At 64.0% G+C, this 22,692-nt stretch carries 23 protein-coding genes; 11 read left to right on the top strand and 12 right to left on the bottom strand.

Annotation, left to right across the window (positions count from 1 at the left end):
- Positions 1-7: 7 nt before the first annotated feature.
- Genes PVT67_RS06605 through PVT67_RS06595 form a run of 3 tightly spaced genes read right to left on the bottom strand, consistent with a single transcriptional unit; the run spans position 8 to position 3,307 of the window.
- A complete protein-coding gene (locus tag PVT67_RS06605) occupies positions 8-2,563 on the bottom strand; it encodes a cation-translocating P-type ATPase (RefSeq protein WP_301499098.1) in 2,556 nt (851 codons plus the stop codon).
- A gap of 40 nt (positions 2,564-2,603) precedes the next feature.
- Positions 2,604-2,888, bottom strand: a complete 285-nt coding sequence (locus tag PVT67_RS06600) for a DUF3175 domain-containing protein (RefSeq protein ID WP_301499097.1) — start codon at positions 2,886-2,888, stop codon at positions 2,604-2,606.
- A gap of 32 nt (positions 2,889-2,920) precedes the next feature.
- Entirely contained in the window at positions 2,921-3,307 is a 387-nt protein-coding gene (locus tag PVT67_RS06595; RefSeq protein WP_301499096.1) for a VOC family protein, read from the bottom strand.
- A 117-nt stretch (positions 3,308-3,424) separates the two neighbouring features.
- Between PVT67_RS06595 and PVT67_RS06590 the strand changes: the two genes are divergently transcribed.
- Positions 3,425-6,709 carry a S41 family peptidase gene (locus PVT67_RS06590; protein ID WP_301499094.1) on the top strand — a complete coding sequence of 1,095 codons (3,285 nt, stop codon included), beginning with the start codon at positions 3,425-3,427 and terminating at the stop codon, positions 6,707-6,709.
- Between the two features lie 30 nt (positions 6,710-6,739).
- On the opposite strand, the gene PVT67_RS06585 is transcribed toward PVT67_RS06590, so the two are convergent.
- From PVT67_RS06585 to dapA, 6 genes are all read right to left on the bottom strand, one after another.
- Positions 6,740-6,907 carry a hypothetical protein gene (locus tag PVT67_RS06585; protein ID WP_301499092.1) on the bottom strand — a complete coding sequence of 56 codons (168 nt, stop codon included), beginning with the start codon at positions 6,905-6,907 and terminating at the stop codon, positions 6,740-6,742.
- 41 nt (positions 6,908-6,948) lie between these two features.
- Positions 6,949-7,329, bottom strand: a complete 381-nt coding sequence (locus PVT67_RS06580; RefSeq protein ID WP_301499090.1) for a SpoIIAA family protein — start codon at positions 7,327-7,329, stop codon at positions 6,949-6,951.
- A gap of 109 nt (positions 7,330-7,438) precedes the next feature.
- Positions 7,439-7,843 (bottom strand): SRPBCC family protein, encoded by a 405-nt coding sequence (locus PVT67_RS06575; protein WP_301499088.1) that lies wholly within the window; start codon positions 7,841-7,843, stop codon positions 7,439-7,441.
- A gap of 170 nt (positions 7,844-8,013) precedes the next feature.
- Entirely contained in the window at positions 8,014-8,727 is a 714-nt protein-coding gene (gene purC, locus PVT67_RS06570; RefSeq protein WP_301499086.1) for a phosphoribosylaminoimidazolesuccinocarboxamide synthase, read from the bottom strand.
- Between the two features lie 104 nt (positions 8,728-8,831).
- Complete coding sequence (gene bamC / locus PVT67_RS06565) at positions 8,832-9,908, bottom strand: outer membrane protein assembly factor BamC (RefSeq protein WP_301499083.1); 1,077 nt, start codon at positions 9,906-9,908, stop codon at positions 8,832-8,834.
- A 9-nt stretch (positions 9,909-9,917) separates the two neighbouring features.
- Entirely contained in the window at positions 9,918-10,796 is an 879-nt protein-coding gene (dapA, locus tag PVT67_RS06560; RefSeq protein ID WP_301499081.1) for a 4-hydroxy-tetrahydrodipicolinate synthase, read from the bottom strand.
- Between the two features lie 91 nt (positions 10,797-10,887).
- Between dapA and PVT67_RS06555 the strand changes: the two genes are divergently transcribed.
- The 3 genes from PVT67_RS06555 to PVT67_RS06545 all read left to right on the top strand — a co-directional run bounded on the left by PVT67_RS06555 (position 10,888) and on the right by PVT67_RS06545 (position 12,878).
- Entirely contained in the window at positions 10,888-11,424 is a 537-nt protein-coding gene (locus PVT67_RS06555; protein ID WP_301499079.1) for a glycine cleavage system transcriptional repressor, read from the top strand.
- Positions 11,425-11,432: 8 nt separating this feature from the next.
- A complete protein-coding gene (bcp, locus tag PVT67_RS06550) occupies positions 11,433-11,903 on the top strand; it encodes a thioredoxin-dependent thiol peroxidase (protein ID WP_301499662.1) in 471 nt (156 codons plus the stop codon).
- A gap of 447 nt (positions 11,904-12,350) precedes the next feature.
- Entirely contained in the window at positions 12,351-12,878 is a 528-nt protein-coding gene (locus PVT67_RS06545; protein ID WP_301499077.1) for a DUF2780 domain-containing protein, read from the top strand.
- Between the two features lie 39 nt (positions 12,879-12,917).
- On the opposite strand, the gene PVT67_RS06540 is transcribed toward PVT67_RS06545, so the two are convergent.
- Positions 12,918-14,771 (bottom strand): ABC transporter ATP-binding protein, encoded by a 1,854-nt coding sequence (locus PVT67_RS06540; RefSeq protein WP_336407841.1) that lies wholly within the window; start codon positions 14,769-14,771, stop codon positions 12,918-12,920.
- A gap of 157 nt (positions 14,772-14,928) precedes the next feature.
- Between PVT67_RS06540 and ltaE the strand changes: the two genes are divergently transcribed.
- Complete coding sequence (gene ltaE, locus PVT67_RS06535; RefSeq protein WP_301499073.1) at positions 14,929-15,936, top strand: low-specificity L-threonine aldolase; 1,008 nt, start codon at positions 14,929-14,931, stop codon at positions 15,934-15,936.
- The gene (locus PVT67_RS06530) at positions 15,927-16,394 is read left to right on the top strand and encodes a GNAT family N-acetyltransferase (protein WP_301499072.1); all 468 of its coding nucleotides are present in this window, start codon (positions 15,927-15,929) and stop codon (positions 16,392-16,394) included. Before ltaE ends, PVT67_RS06530 begins: the two co-directional genes overlap by 10 nt.
- A 30-nt stretch (positions 16,395-16,424) precedes the next feature.
- Here the strand turns inward: PVT67_RS06530 and PVT67_RS06525 are convergent, their stop codons facing one another.
- Positions 16,425-17,504, bottom strand: a complete 1,080-nt coding sequence (locus PVT67_RS06525) for an AI-2E family transporter (protein WP_301499070.1) — start codon at positions 17,502-17,504, stop codon at positions 16,425-16,427.
- A complete protein-coding gene (locus tag PVT67_RS06520; RefSeq protein ID WP_301499068.1) occupies positions 17,501-17,755 on the bottom strand; it encodes a sulfurtransferase TusA family protein in 255 nt (84 codons plus the stop codon). Before PVT67_RS06520 ends, PVT67_RS06525 begins: the two co-directional genes overlap by 4 nt.
- Positions 17,756-17,871: 116 nt before the next feature.
- Between PVT67_RS06520 and PVT67_RS06515 the strand changes: the two genes are divergently transcribed.
- The 5 genes from PVT67_RS06515 to PVT67_RS06495 all read left to right on the top strand — a co-directional run bounded on the left by PVT67_RS06515 (position 17,872) and on the right by PVT67_RS06495 (position 22,647).
- A complete protein-coding gene (locus tag PVT67_RS06515) occupies positions 17,872-19,314 on the top strand; it encodes a beta-barrel assembly-enhancing protease (RefSeq protein ID WP_301499066.1) in 1,443 nt (480 codons plus the stop codon).
- 68 nt (positions 19,315-19,382) lie between these two features.
- Complete coding sequence (arsC, locus tag PVT67_RS06510) at positions 19,383-19,724, top strand: arsenate reductase (glutaredoxin) (protein ID WP_301499064.1); 342 nt, start codon at positions 19,383-19,385, stop codon at positions 19,722-19,724.
- Complete coding sequence (locus PVT67_RS06505) at positions 19,721-20,266, top strand: NAD(P)H-dependent oxidoreductase (RefSeq protein WP_301499062.1); 546 nt, start codon at positions 19,721-19,723, stop codon at positions 20,264-20,266. Before arsC ends, PVT67_RS06505 begins: the two co-directional genes overlap by 4 nt.
- A complete protein-coding gene (locus PVT67_RS06500; protein ID WP_301499060.1) occupies positions 20,263-20,655 on the top strand; it encodes a DUF2069 domain-containing protein in 393 nt (130 codons plus the stop codon). Before PVT67_RS06505 ends, PVT67_RS06500 begins: the two co-directional genes overlap by 4 nt.
- Before the next feature lie 27 nt (positions 20,656-20,682).
- Positions 20,683-22,647 (top strand): PKD domain-containing protein, encoded by a 1,965-nt coding sequence (locus PVT67_RS06495; protein WP_301499058.1) that lies wholly within the window; start codon positions 20,683-20,685, stop codon positions 22,645-22,647.
- Positions 22,648-22,692 lie beyond the last annotated feature (45 nt).

Below are 22,692 nucleotides of genomic sequence, written 5' to 3'. Positions count from 1 at the left end.
CCGCCACTCAGGCGCGCCTGAGCTTGAGCAGCTCGAACCAGAGCAGGCCAAGCCCCCCTGCCACCAGGCTCAGCAACAGATCCAGGGGATGGAGCAACGAGAAGCTGAACAGCGTCCGCAGGGCCGGCACGTAGAGCACCAGGGCCAGGAACAAGAGGGTGCCGCCCAGCACCCACCAGAGGGCGGCATTGGGCTGGCCCAGGGTCTGATGCAGCGGCTTGGACCAGGATCGGTTGGCCACTATGGTGGCCAGGTTGGCGACGATCAGGGTGGTGAAGGCCAGGGCCCTGGCGTCGGCCTCCCCTTGGCCCCAATAGAAGGCGGTGGCGAACACCGCCAGCAGGATCAGCAGCACACTGAGCCCCTGCGCCAGCGCCAGCCCCAACATGGATCTGTCGAACAGCGGCTCGCCGGGGGCCTGGGGCGGGCGGCGCATCAGGGCGGGCTCGGGGGCTTCGGCCTCGAACACCAATGTGCAGGCGGGGTCGATGACCAGGTGCAAAAAGGCGATATGGACAGGCAGCAGCACCAGGGGCCAGCCCAGCAGCACCGGCAGCAGCGACATGCCCAGGATCGGCAGGTGGACGGCCAGCACATAGACCATGGCCTTGCGCAGGTTGTCGAAGACGCGCCGGCCGAGCGCTATGGCCGCCACTATGGAGCGGAAATCGTCCTCCAGCAGCACCAGATCGGCCGCCTCCCTGGCCACGTCCGTGCCCCGCTCGCCCATGGCGATACCCACATGGGCGGCCTTGAGGGCGGGGGCGTCGTTGACGCCGTCTCCTGTCATGGCCACCACTTCTCCCGCCGCCTTGAGGGCCTGGACCAGCCGCAGCTTCTGCTCCGGCATGACCCGCGCCACCAAGGCCAGCCCCTCGAGGCGGCTCGCCAGTGCCTCGTCGCTGAGCGCCGCCAGCTCTTCACCGGTCAGCATGTCCCCTGCCGCCAGGCCCGCCTGCCTCGCCACCTCGAGGGCGGTGGCCGGATGGTCCCCGGTCAACATCAGCACCCGGATCCCCGCCTGGCGGCACTGGGCCAAGGCCGGGGCAGTGCTGGGGCGCAGGGGATCGGCAAGGCCCACCAAGCCCAGGAACTCGAACTCGAAGTCGTGCTGGCCTAGCGGCAGCCGCCTGTCCCCCCCCAGGCGCGACTGCGGCAAGGCCGGGTGGAGCTGGGGCCGCCCGGCCTTCTGCCGGCCCCTGGCCACCCCCAGTACCCGCAGCCCGGAGGCCGCCATGGCCTGGACCTGCCCGGCCAGCAGCGCCTGCCTGTCCCTGTCGAGGTGGCAGAGAGAGGCGATGGCTTCGGGGGCGCCCTTGGCGGCCAGGTGCAGCTCCCCGTTTTCGCTCTCCCAGACGCAGGACATGGCCAGCAGCTCGTTGGACAAGGGATATTCCTGGCAAAGCCGCCAGTCGTCATGGAGGTGCTCTGTGCTGGCCAACTGCTCCTGGCCCAGCTGCCTGAGCGCCTTCTCCATGGGGTCGAAGGGCTCCTTGCGGCTGGCCAGGATGCCGAACTCCACGAGATCGTGCACCGCTTCCGGCAGGGCCTGGCCGCCGAGCTCGTCCAGGTCCAGGGGCACAAAGCGGCCCTGCCGGAAGGGATTAAGCTGGCGCACCGCCATGCGGTTGAAGGTCAGGGTGCCTGTCTTGTCGACACAAAGCACTGTGATGGCCCCCAGGGCCTCCACCACCGCCAGCCGCCGGGTCAGCACCCTGTGCCGGGAGAAGCGCCAGGCCCCCAGGGCCAGGAAGATGGCCAGCACCACGGGGATCTCGTTGGGCAAAATGGCCATGGCCAGGGCCAGGCCGGCCAGCAGCCCCTGCAGCCAGTCGCCGCTGCGAAGGCCGTGGAGCAGCGCCACCAGCAGGCAAACGGCGATGGCGAGGCCGCTGAGCCTGGCCACCATGGCCCGGGTCTCCTTCTGCCGCGGCGTCTCCTCCTGGGGCAGGGCCTGGAGGGACTTGCCGATAAGCCCCAGTTGGCTGCGCTCCCCCGTCGCCACCACCTCGGCCAACCCCTGGCCCTGCACCACCAGGGTGCCGGCATAGACGCTGTCCCCGGCCTTGTCCTTGGCCACCGGCAGCGACTCACCGGTCAGCAAAGACTCGTCGAGGCTGAGCCGGCCGCCTTGGCAGAGCCTGGCATCGGCGGCCACCCTGTCCCCTTCCGCCAGCACCAGCAGATCCCCTTCCACCAGCGCCTGGCCGGCGATGCGCTGGCGCTGGCCGTCCCGGATCACCAAGGCCCTGGGGCTGGACAGCTCCCGCAGCCGGTCCAGGGAGCGCTCCGTCTTCCATTCCTGGTAGAGGCCTATGGCCAGGATCAGCGCCACGAAGCCCAGCAGCACCAGGGCTTCCTGGGTATCCCCCAGGATGAAATAGATGAGTTCGCAGGCCAGCAGGAGCAGCAAGATGGGCTCGCGCAGGGTCGCGGCCAGCAGCGAGAAGAGGGAGCGGCGCTGGGCCACCGGCAGGGCATTGGGCCCCAGGCGTTCGAGGCGAGCCTTGGCCTCCTGGCTGGACAGGCCTTGGAATGACTCGGGTGTTTGGGGCTGGGGCATGGCAGACAACCAAGGCAGGGCTTAGCTACTGTCTAGCACACTAGAGATGGCGGCGTGGCCGGCCGTAAAGCAGCCGCAGCTCGTTCTTGGCCTGCTCCAGCAGTGCCCGCCGCTCGGCAGGCAGCTTACTGCCGGCCCTGTTGATATAGAAGTTGAGCATGGCCAGGGCAGAGCAGAAGGGGTCGGCCTGGCGGCACTGACTGGCCTCGGCGGCGTCCTTGAGGGCAAGGGCTATCTGGCACGGATCGTCCAGGGTGAAGATCCCCGGCTCCAGATCCAGGGCCTTGCTCTGTTCGCTGACCGCTTTGCTCCAATGCGACTTCATCCAGCCCCTCCCCTCTGGATAAGCCTAGCCCCTCAGCCGTCTTTGGCGGCAAAGTTGAGTTCCACGCCGTTGCCGGCGGGGTCTTGCAGGAAGAGTTGCAGCTCGCCCCGCTCCGGTACCCAATCCCGCTGATAAGGAATGCCGGCGGCCTGAAGGCGCGCTTCCACCGCCTTGGGGCCTTGGCAGCGAAAGGCCACATGGTCGAAGCTGGTTGGCTTGGTGCCGCGCTCTTCGCCGGGCCGGGTCTCGGTGAGATGGACCAGATCCAGGCCGCCACCGTAGAGCCAGTAGCCAAAACTTTGAAAAGGTGGCCGCTCGCCCAGCTTCAGGCCTACCACCTGACAGTAAAAATCCCGCAGCTCGTCCAGCAACGGCCTCGGCGCCCTCAGATTGATGTGGTTAAAACCCAATACGGCCATCGCTCTGTCCTTTTCCGCGTTACATCTGCGAACAAAATAAGGCCATTTCCAAACAATTCAAGGTATTGGCAGGGTCTACACTGCGGATTCGACAACCAAAAAAACAGGGAGAGAAGCATGTCGAACCGACCCAGCCCAGGGATTTTGGCCCTTGGCGTCATCCTGGCCCTCGGCGGCCAACAGGCCCTGGCCCAGGGCACAAGGCTGCTCAAGGAGCCGGATTTATCCAAAGACCATATCGCCTTCGTCTATGCCGGCGACATCTGGGTGGCTGACCTTGACGGCGGCCACCCCCGCCAGCTCACCACAGGCCCAGACGCCGACAGCAGGCCCCAATTTTCCCCCGACGGCAGGCAGCTTGCCTTCACCTCGGTCCACGGCGGTAACGCCGATGTCTATCTTGTCGACGTCAACGGCGGCCAACCCAAACGCCTGACCTGGCACCCGGGCCACGACCTGGTGGAAGGCTGGAGCCCGGACGGCAAATCGGTGCTCTTCACAAGCGATCGCGATATCGGCCATAACAGGGCCGCCCAGGCCTTCGAAGTGGCGGCAAGGGGCGGCATGCCGGCCCGGGTGATGGCGGCCAGGGCCGAAGATCCGGCCTGGTCGCCAGACGGCAAACAGTTGGCCTACAGGCCCATCATCATGGCCAACCGCGGCGCCAGCGGCTGGCGCCAGCACCGCGGCGGCGACACCCCGCCCATCTGGATCCTCGATCCCAAGAGCGGCGCCATGGAAGAAGTGCCCCATGAACATGCCAGCGACTTCCAGCCCATGTGGGTAGGGGCGGATCTCTACTTCCTCTCCGACCGCGGCGGTTCAGTTGGCCTCTACGGCTATGACAAACAGAAAGGGGTCTGGCCCGTCACCGATACCCGGCCCTGGGATATCCAGAGCGCCAACGCCCATGGCCACGACATCATCTTTTCGGCCGGTGGCCAGTTGCATCTTTGGGATCTCGACCAAAACAAGGGCCGGGTGCTCGACATCGACGTCCACCCCGAACTGCCCGAGCGGCGCATCCAGTGGAAGAACGTCCAGGACAATATCGAAGCGGCCCAGCTCTCTCCCACCGGCAAGCGGGTGGTGGTGACGGCCAGGGGCGAGATCTTCACAGTGCCTGTGGAGCACGGCTCCGTCCGCAACCTCAGCCAGTCCGACGGGGTCAGGGAGATGACCGGGATTTGGTCCGCCAAGGGTGACCAGCTCGCTTACCTGTCGGACGAGCGCGGCCACTACCAGCTGGTGCTGAGCGACCAGAACGGCAAGGCGGGCAGGCATTTCGATCTGTCCAAGGAGCCCAGCAACTACTTCTCGCTGGTCACCTTCGCCGACGAGGACCGCAAAATCGTCTTTCGCGACAGCCACCTGCACCTCAAGGTCATCGATCTCAAGTCGGGCGACATCCAGACCATCGCCACCAGCCCCATCCGCACCACCTTCTTGAATGGCAGCGACAGGGACGCCGTATCCCCGGACGGTGCCTGGCTGGCCTACAGCCTAGTGGGCCCCAGCTTCAACCGGCGGCTTTTCCTCTACAACTTCAAGTCGGGCAAGGCCACAGCCGTAACCCAGGGCATGAGCGACGCCTCCAACCCGGCCTTCTCGCCGGACGGCAAGTACCTCTACTTCATGGCCTCCACCAACAGCGGCACCAGCGCCGCCGGCATCGACATGTCCACCCAGGAGCGCCCCTATAGGGCCGGCCTCTACGCCCTGGTGCTGCAAAAGGACGGCAGCTCGCCGCTGCTGCCCAAATCCGACGAGGAAAAGGCGGCCAAGGAGGTGGACGCCAAGGACAAGCAAAAAGACGACAAGGAAGCCAAGCCCAAACCGGTAAAAATCGACCTTGAAGATCTCAGCCAGCGCATAGTGCCGCTGCCGGTGGACGAGCGGGCCTATTCGCAGCTGGCGGTGGCCAGCGATGGCGCCCTCTTCTACCTCGACAACCCCCAGCCCGGCGCCAGCAGCGGCCCCGGCATGGATGACGACGCCCAGGGCCGTATCATGCGCTTCGACATGGAAAAGCGCGAAGCCAAGGAAGTGACTGACAAGGTGGCCGGCTTCGGCCTCAGCCGCGACGGCAAGTTGATGCTGCTGATGGGTCCCCATCACAGCCTGATGACCGCCAAGGCCGAGGAAAAACTCGACCCCAAGGCTCTTGACCTCAAGGACCTCAAACTGAAGGTCGACCCCGCCAAGGAATGGCCGCAGATCTTCACCGACGCCTGGCGCATGGAAAAAGACTTCTTCTATGCCGCCAACATGCACGGCCTGGACTGGCAAGGCATCTACGACCGCTACCGCCCCCTGGTGGATGACGTGGGTACCAGGAGCGATCTCACCGCCCTTATCGTCAGCATGATAGGGGAGCTGCAGGTGGGTCATAACCGCGCCTACGGCGGCGACAGCCCCAGGGGCGAGGCGGCAAGCGTCGGCCTGCTGGGGGCCGATGTCGCCCTGGAAAACGGCGCCTTCCGGCTCACCAAGATCTATGACGGTGGCCAGTGGAACCCCTACCTGGCAGCGCCGCTGGCGGCGCCCGGCATCAAGGTCAAGGAAGGGGACTATGTGCTGGCGGTGAACGGCCGCCCCTACGGCGCCGGCGACAACTTCTACGCCCCCTTCGAAAACCAGGTCGGCCAGCAGGTGCGGCTCAGCATCGCCAGCAGCCCCAGCGGCAAGGACGCCCACGAAGTGACGGTGGTACCCACGGCCCGCGAGGGGGAGCTGCGGCTCTGGGACTGGATAGACGCCAACCGCCGCTACGTGGACAAGATGTCCAAGGGCAGAGTCGGCTACGTCTACCTGCCCAACACCGCCGAGGCCGGCTTCACCTTCTTCAACCGCCTCTTCTTCGCCCAATTGGACAAGGAAGGCATCATCCTCGACGAGCGTTCCAACGGCGGCGGCCAGATCGCCAACTACATCACGGACGTGCTGTCGCGGCGCTACCTGGCAGGCTTTCGTGACCGCGACGGCAAGGTCTGGGGTTCGCCGGCCGGCGCCCTCGACGGCCCCAAGGTGATGCTCATCGATCAGGATGCCGGCTCGGGCGGCGACTTCCTGCCCTATGCCTTCCGCCACCTTGGCATCGGCAAGCTGATCGGCACCCGCACCTGGGGCGGCCTCATCGCCATCTACCACAACCCGCCGCTGGTGGATGGCGGCACCCTGACGGTGCCCTTTATCCGCATCTTCGACGCCAATGGCCACTGGCTGGCCGAAAACGTCGGCATAGTGCCGGACATCGAGGTGAAGCTGCTGCCCAAGGCGGTCAACGAAGGGAAGGACGCCCAGCTCGACAGGGCCATCGACGAGGTGCTGACCGAGCTCAAGGGCTTCAAGCCGGTACGCTTCAAGACCTCACCACCCATTCCCGACACTCTGGGTAAGTAACGAAAAAGCGCGGGCCAGGCCCGCGCTTTTTTATTCCCGGTTGGCTTTTCTGTAGCCCAGCCACCCTAACAGCAGCGCCACTGGCACCAGGGCCAGGGCCAGCCAACTGGGCAGGCCCAGCCGCTTGGCGGTACCCACCACCAGGGTCACCACCACGGCCAGCATCAGGAATACCAGGAAACCCTTGAACAGCTTCATAGCCCCTCCTCAAACAAGGCGGGCAGCATAACAGCGTCCGCCTACCGGGCCAACCAGTCCAGGGCCTCGCCTTCGTCCTCGAAGTACTTCACTTCCCCTGAGACAAACCAGGCCCCGACCCTGGCCGCCAGCTTCTGCCAGCCCTTGTTGCCAAGCAAGGCTATCTTGTCGAACTCCCCGCCGTGCTTGAGCCCCAGGCGAAAATCATCCCAGGCGGCCCTAAGTTCCCAGCCCTCCAACTCTGTTGCGTCGAACAGCACCTTGACCTTGGGCTGGTCCACGGCGCCAAGGGCACTGTCGAGGAAGGGATTGATGGTCTGGTAGTCCTCATGGGTCAGCTTGCCCACCGCCTTGAGGCTGAGGAAGAAGTCCTGGTCGATGCGCTCCAGCCCGATGGAGAAGCCGTGCCTGATAAGGGTCATGTTTCGCTCCTTGCTCTATCCGCGGCCCATTCCACGGGTCTTGACTCAAGGTAGCCGCCAGCCCCAGGCGAGGCCTTGATCGGTGTCAAGGCCTCATCTTAAGGCCTGTTCAAGGCGCCTCAGCCAGCGCCTTGAGGGCCGCCAGGACTTCCGGAAAATCGGCCGTCACCATGGGCCCAATATCGTCGGCGTCAGGCCCTGTGACCTCGGTGCTGTAGGTCACCCTGACCCCCTCGCCGTCGGGTGCTATGCGGTGGTGCACCAGCACGCAGTTGTCCCCCAGCACTGTCCTGTCGGTAAAGCCGGCGTTCTCCCGCACCTCCAGCAAGGTGCTGCTGAAGGTATCCTCGCCGGGTGGCTTCATCAAAAAGCAGGTGCCCTCGGCAAAAGGCCCCAGCAGCTCTATCTCGGCTATGCCGCTGTTCCAGCGCCGCCAGCCCGGCAGGTCGCTGAACAGCTGCCAGATCCGCGCCGGGGATGCTTGAATATGAATATGGGTCTCATAGGTCCACATGATGACTGTCCTTGTGCCGGGCCCCTGGGGGCGTCCATTGATGGGAAGGCTTGCCTGGTCAAGATGGCACGAGGCAAGGACCTTCGCCAGCCCTTCCAAAGAAGTTGTCAGGCGCAGGGCAACAAAAAACCCCGGCCTGGGCCGGGGTTCTTCGCAGCAAGAAAGACGCCTTAGTCGAGCTTGACGCCCAGGCGGGCGGCCACTTCTTCGTAGGCTTCGACGACGCCGCCGAGGCCCTGGCGGAAGCGGTCCTTGTCCAGCTTCTTCTTGGTTTCCTTGTCCCAGATCCGGCAGCCGTCGGGGCTGAATTCGTCGCCGAGGACTATTTCACCCTTGAAGAGGCCGAACTCGAGCTTGAAGTCCACCAGCAGCATGCCGGCGTCATCGAACAGCTTGGACAGCACTTGATTGACCTTGTAGGTCAGCGCCTTCATGCGGGCCAGCTGGTCGGCCGTCGCCCAGCCAAAGGCTTCGCAGAGGCTGTCGTTGACCATGGGGTCGTGCAGGGCGTCGTTCTTCAGGAACAGCTCGAAGGTCTGGGGATCCAGCTTCTTGCCCTCTTCCACGCCCAGGCGGCGCACCAGGGAGCCGGCGGCGTAGTTGCGGATCACGCATTCGACCGGGATCATGTCCAGCTTCTTGACCAGCACTTCGTCGTCGCCCAGCAACTTCTCGATCTGGGTGGGGATGCCGGCAGCTTCCAGCTTTTCCATGATGAAATGGTTGAACTTGTTGTTCACCATGCCCTTGCGCGCCAGCTGCTCTACCTTCTCGCCGTCAAAGGCCGAAGTGTCGTTACGAAAGTGCAGGATCAGGTAGTCAGGATTATCCGTGGTGTAAACAGACTTGGCTTTGCCACGGTAAAGCTCTTGGCGTTTTTCCATCCTATGAGGACTCCGGTTGCTGAAAACGTTTGCGCCTGGGCGAAAAAGAAGGGCCGCATCGCGCGGCCCGGGTATTTTAATCGGCAAGAAGCGCCTTGTCAGCGCTATTTCTTGAATTCTTCGAGCTTGGGATCGGCCATCAGCTCGGAGAAAGGATTGTACATCTCGCTGTACTTGTCGGCGGCCAGGGGCTGGCCATCCTTGTCGGTGATGGTCATGGAGGTGTTCTCGCCCTTCTCGCCCAGCAGTACCTGGTACTTGCCGTGCTTGAAGCTGAGATCCTTGCCACCGCCACCGAAGAGGCCGCTCCAGAAGGAGCTGTCCGGGTTGCCTTCGTAGCTGACGAAAATGGTGCCCAGGCTCTTGTCGATGTCCTTGACCGCAAAGCCCAGGTGTTCCAGCACCATGGGCAGGCGGCTCCAGGCTCGCTCGAAGTCCGCGCCCAGGGTAAAGGCCGGTACTTCGCCGCTCTGGCTCAGGGTCACGGCGATGGGCCTGTACTTGGACAGGGCCATTTCGCGCTGGCTGACGGTGTCCTTGCCGGCGTAGAAGGCCAGGTAGTCGTTGAGCACGGCCACAGAGGCCCGCTCACCGCTGCCGATGCTCGCCTCGTCGTCATCCGCCTTTTCGGCGCCCAGGGACTTGACGGTCACCACGGCGCTGCGCTTGTGCGCAGGGGCCTCGATATGGATGGCGAAGCGGCGCTTGACGGGGAAGTCGTCCGCCGCCTTCATCATACTGTCCTGGTCGGCAGGCACGAACCAGCCGGTGTCGATGTCGGTGCCAGTACGCTTGTCGACCGGGATATTGCGGGCCTTGAGCCACTCATCCAGGCGGCTGTTGATGATGGCGACCACGTCACCCACTCCGTCAGTGGCGTCGATCTCCACCTTGGAGCCGGACTCGCTTTCCTCGAGGCGGGAGCCACCCGCCAGGGTCAGCACCAGGCGCGGGGCGCGGATATCCAGTTCCTTGCCCACAGGACCCTGGCCCTTGAGCTGGGGAATGGCGTACTTGCCGTCATCCTTGGGCGGATGCAGGCCGGCCGGGGCCTGGAGGGGGGGCTGGGGCTTGACGTCGGCATAGGCGAAACCGCCGTCTGCCTGGCGCTTATCCATGGTGCTGGAGCAACCGGCCAGGGCGATGACGGCCAGGGCCAGGGTGGTTTTTCTTATGGTCATCCAAATACCTCAAATAAGGCCGGCTTTCTTGAGATCGGCCTCAACGCTCGCCTGCCCCGCTGCGGTCAGGGGAACAAGCGGCAAACGCAAAGTGTCAGTTGCCAGCAGGCCGAGGCGCTTGAGCGCCCACTTGGCCGGCGTCGGGTTGCTTTCGATAAAGAGCGACCTGTGCAGTCCCTGGATGGGCAGATCCCGCTTGAGCGCCGCCATGGCATCGCCCCTCAGGGCCGCGTCACACATCTCACGCATGGCCTTGGGGGCGACGTTGACGGTGACGCTGATGATGCCGTGGCCGCCCGCCGCCATGAAGGCGCGGCAGGTAGCGTCGTCACCGGACAACAGGACGAAGTCCTCGGCCACCAGGGCCTGCAGGTCGGCGAGCCGGGCCAGGTCGCCAGTGGCCTCTTTGATACCCACTATGTTGGGAAGTTCACTCAAGGTGGCCACTGTCTGGGGTTTCATGTCCACGGCGGTGCGGCCAGGCACGTTGTAGAGCAATATCGGCTTGGCGGTGGCGGCAGCCACAGCCTTGAAGTGGGCTATCAGGCCTTCCTGGGTCGGCTTGTTATAGGCCGGGGTGGCGGTGAGATAACCGTCGATGGGGAGCTCGTCGAGGGCCTTGGTCAGGGCCACCACCCTGTGGGTGGCGCTGCCGCCGTTACCGGCGATAACCTGGACCCGGCCGGCGGCGGCGTCGCAGACGGCCTGGACTACGGCAACATGTTCATCGGTCTCCAGGGTGGCGGACTCACCCGTGGTGCCCATGGCAACGATCCCCTGGGTCCCCTCTTGGATATGCCATTCAACAAGGCGTTTGAGGGCCTCGAAATCTACGGCTCCCTCTGTGGTCATGGGGGTGACCAGGGCGACGATGCTGCCGGTGAACATGTTATGCTCCTGTATTGTTATTGGCTTGGTATGGTACTTTTGCCCCCTCCGCAACACAAGCCAGCTGTTAACACCCTGCAAAGGACATTGAATGAGCCAATTTCTGGTGGTCACCGCCGTCGGTGAAGACAGGCCGGGCATCGTCAACGAACTGGTCAAAATGGCCAGCAGCTGCCACTGCAATATCGTCGACAGCCGCATGGCCATCCTCGGCAACGAATTCACCCTTTTCATGCTGCTGAGCGGCGACTGGAACGCCATAGCCCGGCTCGAAAGCCAGTTGCCGGTGCTGGCCCGTGACCATCACCTGCTGACCATGATGAAACGTACCGGCACCCACCAGGCGGCCAACCATGCCCACCGCCTGGAGCTGGCGGCCAGCACCCGCGACAGACCCGGCATCATCTCCCAGATAACCCAGTTCATGGCCGAGCGCCAGGCCAGTATCTCGGCACTGGCCGCCAATACCGAGGGTGACCGCCTGCACCTCAACATGCGTATCAACCTGCCCGAAGGGGCAGATCTTGGCGAATTCGAGCAGGCCCTGGCGCCGCTGTGCCAGAGCGCCGAGCTGGACGTGACCCTGTCCCACCAGACCCCCCTGACAGAGATCAGGCACAAGGAGTAAGGATGAGCATTCAGCCATTGGGCCCGGGCGACAAGGCCCCGGCCTTCGACCTCAGGGATCAGGACGGCAACCCAGTCCGCCTCGGCGATTTCGCCGGCCGCCAGTTGCTGGTCTATTTCTATCCCAAGGCCAGCACCCCGGGCTGCACTGTCCAGGCCTGTGGCCTGCGCGACAGCCTGGCCGAACTCAAAGCCCAGGGCGTGGCCGTGGTGGGCATCAGCCCGGATCCGGTCAAGCGCCTCAAGAACTTCGAACAGAAGCAGTCCCTCAACTTCCCGCTGCTGGCCGACGAGGACCACAGCGTTGCCGAAGCCTTCGGGGTCTGGGGCCTGAAGAAATTCATGGGCCGCGAGTTCGACGGCATCCACCGCCTCAGCTTTTTAATAGGGCCGGACGGCACTGTCCGTCACCGCTTCGACAAGTTCAAGACCAGCGACCACCACCAGGTAGTACTGGACTGGATCAAGGCCAACGGCTGAGCAGACGCAGGGTCCGTTGCCAATTCAACAGGCCCAAGACCAGCGACCACCACCAGGTAGTACTGGACTGGCTCAAGGCCAACGGCTGAGCAGACGCAGGGTCCGTTGCCAATTCAACAGGCCCAAGACCAGCGACCACCACCAGGTGGTACTGGACTGGATCAAGGCCAACGGCTGAGCAGACGCTGGGTCCGTTGCCAATTCAACAGGCCCAAGACCAGCGACCACCACCAGGTGGTACTGGACTGGATCAAGGCCAACGGCTGAGCAGACGCAGGGTCCGTTGCCAATTCAACAGGGCCAAGACCAGCGACCACCACCAGATGGTACTGGACTGGCTCAAGGCCAACGGCTGAGCAGGCGGCCCCAAGGCAAATACCCCTCGACGGGCCTTGGGAAAAGGGCTAATACAGGAAGGGGCCGGATGGCCGTCTTTCAGGAGGAAAAATGAGAGCATTGATGGTGACAGCGTTGCTGCTGGCAAGCGCCCTGCCCGTCCAGGCCATGAGCCTTGGCAAGCTGGGTGATGCCCTCAAGAGCGCGACCCAGACCAAAGCCACCCAGCCCCAGGGCAGCCTGGTGGAAACCCTGATGTCGAGCCTGGGCGTCAGCCAGGATCAGGCCACCGGCGGCGCCGGCGCCCTCTTCGCCCTGGCCAAGGACAAGATGAGCAACACCGATTTTGCCAAGCTCAGCCAGGTGGTCCCGGGCATGGACAAGCTGCTGGCCGCCGCGCCCGACGCGGCCCAGGTGGACTCCGACGCCCAGAACGGCGGCAACAGCAGCCTGCTGGGCAAGGCCGGCGCCCTGCTGGGGGCCGACAGCAACCTGGCTACTCTGAACGGCGCCTTCGAATCCTTGGGCATGGACTCGGGCATGGTGCGCCAGTTCCTGCCCACCGTGCTGGACTATGTGCAGTCCAAGGGCGGCACCGAACTGATGCAGAGCCTGAAGACGGCCCTGCTGGGCGGCTAAGCGATACGCGACAAAAAAGGCGGCCTAAGCCGCCTTTTTTCATGCCCTCAGTTCTTCCATCTCGCCCGGGTCCAGGAAGCCGCCTGACTGGCGCTCCCAAAGCTGGGCGTAGATGCCACCGTGGGCCAGCAGCTCCTCGTGGCTGCCCATCTCCACTATCTGGCCCTTGTCCATCACCACCAGGCGATCCATGGCCGCTATGGTGGAGAGGCGGTGGGCGATGGCGATCACCGTCTTGCCGGCCATCAACCGGTAGAGGTTCTCCTGGATGGCCGCCTCCACCTCGGAATCCAGGGCCGAGGTGGCCTCGTCGAGGATGAGGATGGGGGCGTCCTTGAGCATCACCCGGGCGATGGCGATACGCTGGCGCTGGCCGCCGGAGAGCTTGACGCCGCGCTCGCCCACGTGGGCGTCATAGCCGGTGCGGCCCTTGGCGTCGGAGAGATCCTCGACGAAGCCGGCCGCCTCGGCCTTGCGGGCCGCCTCCAGCATCATCTCCTCGGTGGCGTCGGGGCGGCCGTAGAGGATGTTGTCGCGGACCGAGCGGTGCAGCAGGGAAGTGTCCTGGGTGACCATGCCTATCTGGGCGCGCAGGCTGTCCTGGGTCACGGCGCTGATGTCTTGGTCGTCGATGAGGATGCGGCCTCCTTCGAGGTCATAGAAGCGCAGCAGCAGGTTGACCAAGGTGGACTTGCCGGCCCCGGAGCGGCCCACCAGCCCCACCTTCTCGCCGGGCTTGATGTCGAGGCTGAGGCCTTCGATGACGCCGCTGTCCTTGCCGTAGTGGAAACGGATGTCCTGAAAGGCGATGCCGCCCTGGCGCACGGCCAGGTCCTGGGCACCCGGCTTGTCTTCCACCAGCCGCGGCGCGGCCAGGGAGCCGATGCCGTCCTGCACTGTGCCGATGTTCTCGAAGAGCGCCGACACTTCCCACATGATCCACTGGGACATGCCCCAGAGCCGCAGCACCAGGCCCAGGGCCACGGCCACGGCACCGACCGACACCAGTTCGTGCAGCCAGAGCCAGAGGGCCAGGGCCGCCACCGAGCTCAGCAGCAAGGCATTCATCAGGTAGAGGCAGACGTTGAGCTGGGTCACCAGCCGCATCTGGCCATAGACGGTGTTGATGAAGCCGCGCATGCCCTCTTCGGCGTAATCCGCCTCGCGCTTGGCGTGGGAGAAGAGTTTCACCGTCTGGATGTTGGTGTAGCTGTCGACGATGCGCCCCGTCATCACCGAGCGGGCGTCGGCCTGCTTGGCCGACACCTGGCTGAGGCGGGGCACGAAATAGCGCAGCAGCAGGAAGTAGCAGCCCAGCCACAGCAGCAGCGGCACCACCAGCCGTTTGTCGGCCTGGCCGACGATGAAGAGGGTGCCGAGGAAATAGACGGCCACGTAATTGAGCACGTCCATCAGCTTCATCACGCATTCGCGTACGGCCAGGGCGGTCTGCATCATCTTGGTGGCCACCCGGCCGGCGAACTCGTCCTGATAGAAGGCCAGGGACTGCTTGAGCAGGTAGCGGTGCACCTGCCAGCGGATGCGCATCGGGAAGTTGCCGATGATGGTCTGGTAGTTGAGCAGCGAGTGCAGCCCCACCAGGGCCGGCAGCCCCACAAGCACCATCAGCGCCATGGCGGTCAGCTTGAGGCCCTGCTCCTGGAGGAAGGTTTCGCGGTCAAGGCCAGAGAGCCAGTCGACGATGCGGCCCAAGAAACCGAACAGCCAGACCTCGGTCAGGGCCACCGCCGCCATCAGGGTGGCGGCCAGCGCCAGGTAAGGCCAGGCGCCCTTGGTGTAGTGCAGGCAAAAAGCCACCAGGGTACGTGGCGGCTCTGTGGGTTCGGCCTTGGGCAGGGGATCGAGACGCCTTTCAAACCATCCAAACAACATCATCACCTCGATGAAAAAGCGGCATCCTGGCCGCCGTACTACCGATGCGGCAAGCATACACCCTTAACGCCAAAACCGGGATCGTCGTCGCAAAAGCTGGGCAGGGGCCTGGGCTCTGGGATATAACCAGAAGCACGCCACAGCCTCGGGAGTTTTCATGATCGATTTTCGCAGCGACACCGTCACCCAGCCGACCGACGAGATGCGCCAGGCCATGGCCCTGGCCCAGGTGGGGGACGACGTCTACGGCGACGATCCTACCGTCAACGCCCTGGAAGCCTTCGCCTGCGACAAGCTGGGCTTCGAAGCCGGCCTCTTCACCAGCTCCGGCACCCAGGCCAACCTCTTGGCGCTGATGAGTCATTGCGACCGGGGCGACGAATACCTCTGCGGCCAGCAGGCCCACAACTACAAATATGAAGCGGGCGGCGCCGCCGTGCTGGGCAGCATCCAGCCCCAGCCCATCGACAACGAACCCGATGGCAGCCTGGCCCTGGACAAGCTGGAGGCGGCCATCAAGGCCGATGACTTCCATTTCGCCCGCACCCGCCTGGTGTCCCTCGAGAACACCATAGGGGGCAAGGTGCTGGGCCTGGACTACCAGGCCCAGGTGGCGGCCCTGTGCAAGGCTCGCGGCCTCAAGCTGCATCTGGACGGCGCCCGCGCCTTCAACGCCGCCGTGGCCTTGGATGTGGACATCAAGGCCATCACCCGCCACTACGACTCGGTGAGCATCTGCCTGTCCAAGGGCCTTGGCGCCCCCATCGGCTCGCTGCTGATGGGCGATGCGGAGTTCATTGCCCGCGCCCGGCGCCTGCGCAAGATGGTCGGCGGCGGCATGCGCCAGGCCGGCATCATAGCGGCGGCGGCCCATATCGCCCTCGACAAGATGCCCGGCCGCCTCAAGGAAGATCACGACCACGCCGCCCTGCTGGCCGAGCGGCTGGCCGCCATAGGGGCTCTGACCGTCACCGCCACCCCCACCAACATCCTCTATGCCCGTTGCAACCAGGGCCGGGAGCAGGCATTGAAAGCCTTCCTGCAGGGCCGCGGCATCCTCATCACCGCCGGCAAGCCGATGCGCTTCGTCACCCACCTGGGCATCAAGGAAGAAGACGTGGAGCTACTGGCCGCCAGCATCGGCGAGTTCTACCGGTGCCACTGAGGGTCAGGCCATACAGGGCCGACGACGCCGGGGCCTTGGCCAGGCTTTTCTACGAGAGTGTGCATCGCTCGGCCCTGGGCCCTTACAGCCAGGCGGAGCTCGACGCCTGGGCGCCCTACCCCATAGACCAGGCCCTATGGCAACGAAAGCTCAACGAGCTAAAGCCCCTGGTGGCGGAAGAAGACAGCCAGGTGCTGGGTTTCATGACCCTGGAGAGAGGCGGTTTCATAGGCCTGGCCTTCAGCCACCCGGACCACCAGCGCCGTGGGGTGGCAACAGCCCTTTACCAGGCCCTGGAAGCCCAGGCCAGGGAGCAGGGCCTGGCCCGGCTCAGTGTCGACGCCTCAAAGCTCGCCAGGCCCTTCTTCGAGGGCCAGGGTTTTGTGGTGGTGCGGGAAAACCAGGTGCCCCGCCACGGCCAGCTGCTGGTCAACTGGACCATGGGAAAAGACCTCTGAACGAGAAAGGGCCCAACAGGGCCCTTTGTCTTATTGCACTTCGGCCGCCTTTTCCTGGGCCGGTTCGGGCCGCGGCCAGGCGTTGATCACCGCCTTGACCAGGGTCGCCAGGGGGATGGCGAAGAAGACCCCCCAGAAGCCCCAGATCCCACCGAAGAAGAGCACCGCCAAGATGATGAAGATGGGGTGCAGGTTCACCGCCTCGGAGAAGAGAATGGGCACCAGCAGGTTGCCGTCCAGGGCCTGGATCACTCCGTAGGCCAGCATCAGATAGAGGAAGGTGCTGTCCAGGCCCCATTGGAAGGCCGCCACCAGCACCACGGGAATGGTCACCACCACGGCGCCGATATAGGGGATCAGCACCGACAGCCCCACCGCCAGCCCCAGCAGCACCGAGTAGCGCATGCCGAACAAGGCGAAGGTGACATAGGTAGCGATGCCCACCACCAGGATCTCCAACACCTTGCCGCGGATGTAGTTGACGATCTGCAGGTTCATCTCGTGCCAGACCTGCTGGGCCAGTTTGCGGTTGCGGGGCAGGAAGCGGCCGAGGCCGGCCAGCAGGCTGTCCTTGTCCTTGAGCAGGAAGAACATCAGCAGCGGCACCAGGATCAGGTAGATCATGATGGCCACCACGTTGCCCAGAGAGCCGACAGTGGCCCCCAAGGCCGTCTGGGCCCAGCTCAGCAAGGTCTTCTGGGACTCGTCCAGCAAGGTCTGGATCTGCTCTGGCTGTACCAGGCTGGGGTAGCGGCTCGGCAGCTCCATCACGAAATGGCGCAACTGGTCCAGCATGTTGGGCAGCTCTTTGACCAGGTTGGAGGTCTGGGTCCAGAGGGTCGGCACCAGGAACACCAGGGCCAGCAGGCTGATGCCGAGGAAAGCGATCATCACCAGCACGGTGGCCCAGGTGCGGGAAAAGCGGCAGCGCACCAGCTGCTGCACCGGCCACTCCAGCAGGTAGGCCAGCACCAGGGCCACCAGCAGCGGCGCCATCACGGCCCCGAAGGCGTAGATGGCAAAAAAGCCGAACACCAGCAACAGGAAGAGGGTAATGGCGTTGGGGTCGGAAAAACGGCGGCGGAACCAATCTAGCACCAAGTCTTTCACAGCATCTCCTTGGCAGGGGGAAGGTCGGCAGAGTCTGGCTGCAGCGGCATGAGGCGTAGCTGAAAAAAGGCTCCTTGCCGTTCTTGTTCATGGGGCAGGCCCTGGCTGTCCAGCCAGCGGCACAGATCGGCCAGGCTAGACGCCTCGGCCAGCAGCAGCTCCAAGGGCGACTGCCGGGGCCAGTCACGGATGCTCAGCTTGGCCTGTACCAAGGCCAGGGGGCAACGGTAGGAAGTGAGGTCAACACGCACTGTCAGCTCCGGTTTGCCTTGGCCGCCCATTATGGAGGACAAGGCTGATGAAACAAACAGGACTTTTGATGGTCCAGTTGTTATGTTGTTTAGGCCCGCCATAGCGAGTCAACTGAATGAAGCACAAAGGAATCATCGCGACCCTGCTCAGCCTGAGCATAGCCGCTCCCCTCCCCACCATGGCCAGCAGCGACCTGCCGCAGATCGGCACGGCCGGGCTGTCGGTGCTGAGCCTGGAGAAGGAAGAGTCCCTGGGGGAACTCTATACCTACCAGTTGCGCTCCCAGGCCCCCATGGTGCTGGATCCCCTGGTCACCGAATATGTGCAGGCCCTGGGCCACAAGCTGGTGGCCCATGCGGACAATGTCAACTATCCCTTTGATTTCATGGTGCTTCAGGTCAACGACCTGAACGCATTCGCCTACTTTGGCGGCCACGTGGCCATCTTCACCGGCATCATCACAGAGGCGGACAGCGAAGACGAACTGGCTTCGGTCATGGCCCACGAGATAGCCCACGTCACCCAGCGCCACCTGGCCCGCAAGATGGAGCAGAGCAAGGAGAACCTGCCCCTGACCCTGGCCGGCATCGCCGCCTCCATACTGGTGGGCATCGCCAACCCCGAGGCGGGCATGGCCGGCCTGCAAGCCTCCATTGCCGCCAACCAGCAGTTCAGCACCAACTACACCCGCTCCAACGAAGCCGAGGCGGACAGGGTGGGCTTCCGCACCCTCTATAAGGCCGGTTTCGACCCCAGGGCAATGGCCGATTTCTTCGACAAGCTGGTGGCCAAGTACCGCTTCGTCAGGAAGCCGCCGGAATTCCTGCTGGACCACCCCCTGACCGAATCGCGGGTGGCCGAAGCCAGGGACCGCGCCTTCCAGTATCCCAAGGTCAACAATCCGCCGTCCCTGGATTTTGCCCTGGTGAAAATGCTGATCAGGGCCAACTACGGCGACGAACCGGAGAAGGTCAGGGCCCGCCTGGAAAACGAGTTGAAGAAAAAGGACTACGCCTTCGAAGAGGCGGTGCGTTACGGCATAGCCCTCACCGACCTGCAACTGGACAAGAATGAAGAGGCCCTGGCCACGGCGGAAGCGCTGATCAAGAAGGCACCCCACAACCTCTTCTACAAGGTGCTGAAGGTGGACTCCCTGATCGGCCTTAACCGCGCCGAGGAAGCGGCCCATTTCATCGAGCCGGAAGCCGAGATCAGGCCCAACAGCCCAGTGGTGGCCTTGAACCTGGCCAATGCCTGGATCCATGCGGAGAAAGGCGAGGAAGCCATCAAGGTGCTGGAGCCCTTCCTCTATATCCACCCAGAAGACCCCTTAGGGATGGACATGATGGTTCAAGCTCAAGCCCTGGCCAAGCACAACGGCGCCAGGGAAGCCTGGCAAGCGGAGCAGATGGCCTACCACGGCGCCTTCGACAGGGCCATCACTTACTTCAACAGGGCCTACCAGGCCTATGGCGACAACGTCATAGAACAGCGGCGCATCGAGGGCCGTATCGCCCAGCTCAAGGCCAAGAAGGCGAGGCTCGAAGCCCTGCGCTGACAAAAGGAAGGCTTGGATGCCGGCTCAGGGCCGTTACAATGACGGCTCTGCGCCAACAAGGAGATCCCATGCAGCTTTACCACAATCCCCGCTGTTCCAAATCCCGTGAGACCCTGGCCCTGCTGGAAGCCAAGGGCCAGGCCCCCGAAGTGGTGCTCTACCTGGACACGCCTCCTGATGTCGAGACCCTCAAGGGCATCTTAAAGAAGCTGGGCTTTGCCTCGGCCCGCCAGCTGATGCGCACCAAGGAAGATCTCTACAAGGAACTGGGTTTGGCCGCCGTCGAAGATGAAGCGGTGCTGCTGGCCGCCATGGCCGAGCACCCCAAGCTCATCGAGCGCCCCATCCTCATCAAGGGTGACCAGGCCCGCCTGGGCAGGCCGCCGGAGCAGGTGCTGGAGATCCTATGAAGCCGGTGCTGGTGCTCTACTACAGCCGTAGCGGCGCCACTCGCCAGATGGCCAGGCTCATCGCCCGCGGCGTCGAAGAGCAAGGGGTTGAGACTTGGCTGCGCACCATCGACTGCGCCGAGCCCCAGGATCCCGTAGTCACCCAGGCCGAACTGGAAGAGGCCAGCGCCTTGGCGCTGGGCAGCCCCACCCGCTTCGGCGGCATGGCCGCCCCCATGAAGGCCTTCTGGGACGATACCGCCGCCCAGTGGCTGGCCGGCAGCCTGGTGGACAAGCCAGCCTGCGTCTTCACCTCGGCCGCCAGCCTCCATGGCGGCCACGAAAGCACCTTGCTGACCATGATGGTGCCGCTGCTGCACCACGGCATGCTGGTGCTGGGCCTGCCCTACACAGAGCCTGCGCTGCACCATACCCAGAGCGGCGGAACCCCCTATGGCCCCAGCCACTGGGCCTTGGAAAAGGGGATATCGGCCGATGAAAAAACCTTGTGCCTGGCCATGGGCCGGCGCTTGGCCGACATCGCCAAGAGGATGGCCCCATGAAAGCAGAAGCCTCCCGTACCCGCCTGATGCGCCATTTGGCCTTGGCCGGCTACCTGGGGCTTCTGCTTTACGTGCCGCTCTGGCAACTGTGGTTGGCCCCCCACCCCGGGCTCAGCACCGGTTTCGTGCTGGCCTTCGGCCTGGGCCCGCTGCTGCTGCCCCTGAAGGGGATGCTCAAGGGCAACCCCTACACCTATGCCTGGGCCAACTTCATCCTGATGCTGTACTTGGCCCATGGCCTGACCCTGCTCTGGACCAACCCAGAAGAACGGTTGCTGGCGGCGATGGAATTGCTGCTGGTGGCCCTGATGTTTATCGGCAGCGTCTTCTATGCCCGCTGGCGCGGTAAAGAACTTGATCTTGGATTAAAAAGAACACAACCTCGTTAACGTCTCAGTTACTTATAAGAGCATGTTATGACGGCATCTTTTTCCCTTCCCAGGCTATTGTCCCTGGCTTTTTCCCTTTCCCTGCTCAGCGCCTGCGGTGGTGGTGGTGGCGGCGGCGGTGGCACCGACAGCGGCATCAGCGGCAGCACCCCTCCCCCTGTCACCAGTCTGACCATCACAGGTGACGAGCAGGCCAATACCGGCCAGGCCGTCGGCATGGTGGCCCAGCTGCCCGCCGGCACCTACACCTCTTATCAATGGCAGCAGCTGAGCGGCCCCAGCGTCACCCTGCTGGCCGACAAGACGGCCGGGGTCGGCTTCGATGCCGTGGATGCCGGCAACTACAGCTTCCGTTTTACCGCCACCAAGAGTGACGGCAGCTCCCTGAGCCAAGATTTCAGCATGGCCGTCGGCGCCGACAGCCAGCCCAAGGCCCAGCTGCGCCTTGACAGGGCCGTCAGCGAAAGCGCCCAGTTCTCCCTGCGCCTCAATGCCACCGGCATCAGCAGCGTCAGCAGTTGGTCCTTCAAGCAAGTCTCAGGCCCCACCGCAACCCTGGAACGGGACAGCAGCCAACCGCTGCTGCTGGTGACGGCGCCCAAAGTCACTAATGATGCCGTAATGGTGTTCGAAGGCAGCGTCCAGACCAATGCCGGCACCCTGACCGACAGGGCCTACGTGGTGGTGCAGAACAAGCCGGACATCACCAGCCCCTATTTCTGCGACGGCGACGGCAGCAGCTGCGCTACCCATTACGGGCTGAACAACGTCTACCCCTACAAGAGCAGCAGCCCCTACGCCGCCGTGCTGAAAAAGTGCGTCTACAACAACCAGCTGACCGACAGCAACCTTTGCACCGTCAATACCTTGCCGCCCATAGGCCGCGATTACAGCGACCCCACCGTCGCCCAGATCATGGACAGGGTGCTGGTCTCCAGCGACTGGATGGGCGAGCGCTTCCAGGACTTCCTGACCCAGCTTGACGGCAACAACGACTTCAAGAAGATGCTGAGGGCCACCACCGCCATCGTCATCTCCAACGATGTGCGCCCCTCTTTCTACTGGGCCCTGACCGGCGCCATCTACCTGGACCCAGACAGCCTCTGGCTGACCCCGGCCGAGCGGGACATGATCAACGAGCAGCCCGATTACCGCAGCAGCTTCGGCTCTGATCTGCAGTTCCTGATGCCCTGGCGCTACGTCAAGAACAACGACTATGCCTTCCGCAGCACCGACCCCGAAGCGCGCCAGAGCAGGCAATTCAGCGAGCTGGAAGCGGATCTGGGCTCCCTGCTCTACCATGAGCTGACCCATGCCAACGATTTCATGTCCCAACAGAAGCTCAGCGCCGGCATCGACGGCAACGACAGCTTCGCCAACCAGGCCCTGAAGGACCCCATCGTTTCTGACCAACTCGCCACCCAATATCCGTTGCAGTCGAACGAGATGCGCCAACTGGGGCAGGTCAGCTTCTATGGCGCCACGGCCAACGCCACCCAGAAGGCCTACCAGCCCAGCGACATCTCCGGCTTCTTCTTCCCTGACGGCGCCAACGACTACTACAACTTCGCCAGCACCCGTGAAGACTTGGCCATGCTCTTCGAAGAAACCATGGTCAAACTGCGCCTCGGCATAGACCGCGACATGGCCGTCACCAACCTGCCCAGCAACCCCACCTCCGGCAATGACTACAAGGTGGACAGGGGTCAGCGCAACCGCATCGGCGCCAGCCAGCTCCGCCCCCGGGCCCTCTTTGCGGTGCAGAACATTCTGCCGGAGGCCTACAGCGCCGCCAGCGGCCTGCTCAGCACCTTGACACCCCAGGAGATGTGTCAGGGTGAGGGCTGGACAGACAACCTGACCCCGGCCTGCGCCAGCGGTGCCCCCCTCAAGGCCAGCAGCATCGCCTCAGCCTCAGACACGGCACCGGCTTACGACCCCCTGCCCAGCATGAAGCGCCGCAGCTTCATGCCCCCCCTGCCCCGCCACTGAGCCCCAAACCCAGCCGCGTCCAACCGCGGCTGGGCCTTTTCTGAA

The sequence above is a fragment of the Gallaecimonas kandeliae genome, assembly GCF_030450055.1.
Lineage (GTDB): Bacteria > Pseudomonadota > Gammaproteobacteria > Enterobacterales > Gallaecimonadaceae > Gallaecimonas > Gallaecimonas kandeliae.
This window is presented reverse-complemented; position numbering and strand designations above follow the sequence as displayed.

What these genes read in the sequence shown, in the direction of transcription:
- purC (WP_301499086.1), bottom strand. Translation starts at nt 8,727, where the DNA reads ATGGAAAAACGCCAAGAGCTTTACCGTGGCAAAGCCAAGTCTGTTTAC.
- PVT67_RS06605 (WP_301499098.1), bottom strand. Translation starts at nt 2,563, where the DNA reads ATGCCCCAGCCCCAAACACCCGAGTCATTCCAAGGCCTGTCCAGCCAG.
- PVT67_RS06600 (WP_301499097.1), bottom strand. Translation starts at nt 2,888, where the DNA reads ATGAAGTCGCATTGGAGCAAAGCGGTCAGCGAACAGAGCAAGGCCCTG.
- PVT67_RS06495 (WP_301499058.1), top strand. Translation starts at nt 20,683, where the DNA reads ATGACGGCATCTTTTTCCCTTCCCAGGCTATTGTCCCTGGCTTTTTCC.
- PVT67_RS06505 (WP_301499062.1), top strand. Translation starts at nt 19,721, where the DNA reads ATGAAGCCGGTGCTGGTGCTCTACTACAGCCGTAGCGGCGCCACTCGC.
- PVT67_RS06590 (WP_301499094.1), top strand. Translation starts at nt 3,425, where the DNA reads ATGTCGAACCGACCCAGCCCAGGGATTTTGGCCCTTGGCGTCATCCTG.
- PVT67_RS06595 (WP_301499096.1), bottom strand. Translation starts at nt 3,307, where the DNA reads ATGGCCGTATTGGGTTTTAACCACATCAATCTGAGGGCGCCGAGGCCG.
- arsC (WP_301499064.1), top strand. Translation starts at nt 19,383, where the DNA reads ATGCAGCTTTACCACAATCCCCGCTGTTCCAAATCCCGTGAGACCCTG.
- PVT67_RS06540 (WP_336407841.1), bottom strand. Translation starts at nt 14,771, where the DNA reads ATGTTGTTTGGATGGTTTGAAAGGCGTCTCGATCCCCTGCCCAAGGCC.
- PVT67_RS06515 (WP_301499066.1), top strand. Translation starts at nt 17,872, where the DNA reads ATGAAGCACAAAGGAATCATCGCGACCCTGCTCAGCCTGAGCATAGCC.
- bamC (WP_301499083.1), bottom strand. Translation starts at nt 9,908, where the DNA reads ATGACCATAAGAAAAACCACCCTGGCCCTGGCCGTCATCGCCCTGGCC.
- PVT67_RS06545 (WP_301499077.1), top strand. Translation starts at nt 12,351, where the DNA reads ATGAGAGCATTGATGGTGACAGCGTTGCTGCTGGCAAGCGCCCTGCCC.
- dapA (WP_301499081.1), bottom strand. Translation starts at nt 10,796, where the DNA reads ATGTTCACCGGCAGCATCGTCGCCCTGGTCACCCCCATGACCACAGAG.
- ltaE (WP_301499073.1), top strand. Translation starts at nt 14,929, where the DNA reads ATGATCGATTTTCGCAGCGACACCGTCACCCAGCCGACCGACGAGATG.
- PVT67_RS06500 (WP_301499060.1), top strand. Translation starts at nt 20,263, where the DNA reads ATGAAAGCAGAAGCCTCCCGTACCCGCCTGATGCGCCATTTGGCCTTG.
- PVT67_RS06580 (WP_301499090.1), bottom strand. Translation starts at nt 7,329, where the DNA reads ATGACCCTTATCAGGCACGGCTTCTCCATCGGGCTGGAGCGCATCGAC.
- PVT67_RS06585 (WP_301499092.1), bottom strand. Translation starts at nt 6,907, where the DNA reads ATGAAGCTGTTCAAGGGTTTCCTGGTATTCCTGATGCTGGCCGTGGTG.
- PVT67_RS06575 (WP_301499088.1), bottom strand. Translation starts at nt 7,843, where the DNA reads ATGTGGACCTATGAGACCCATATTCATATTCAAGCATCCCCGGCGCGG.
- PVT67_RS06555 (WP_301499079.1), top strand. Translation starts at nt 10,888, where the DNA reads ATGAGCCAATTTCTGGTGGTCACCGCCGTCGGTGAAGACAGGCCGGGC.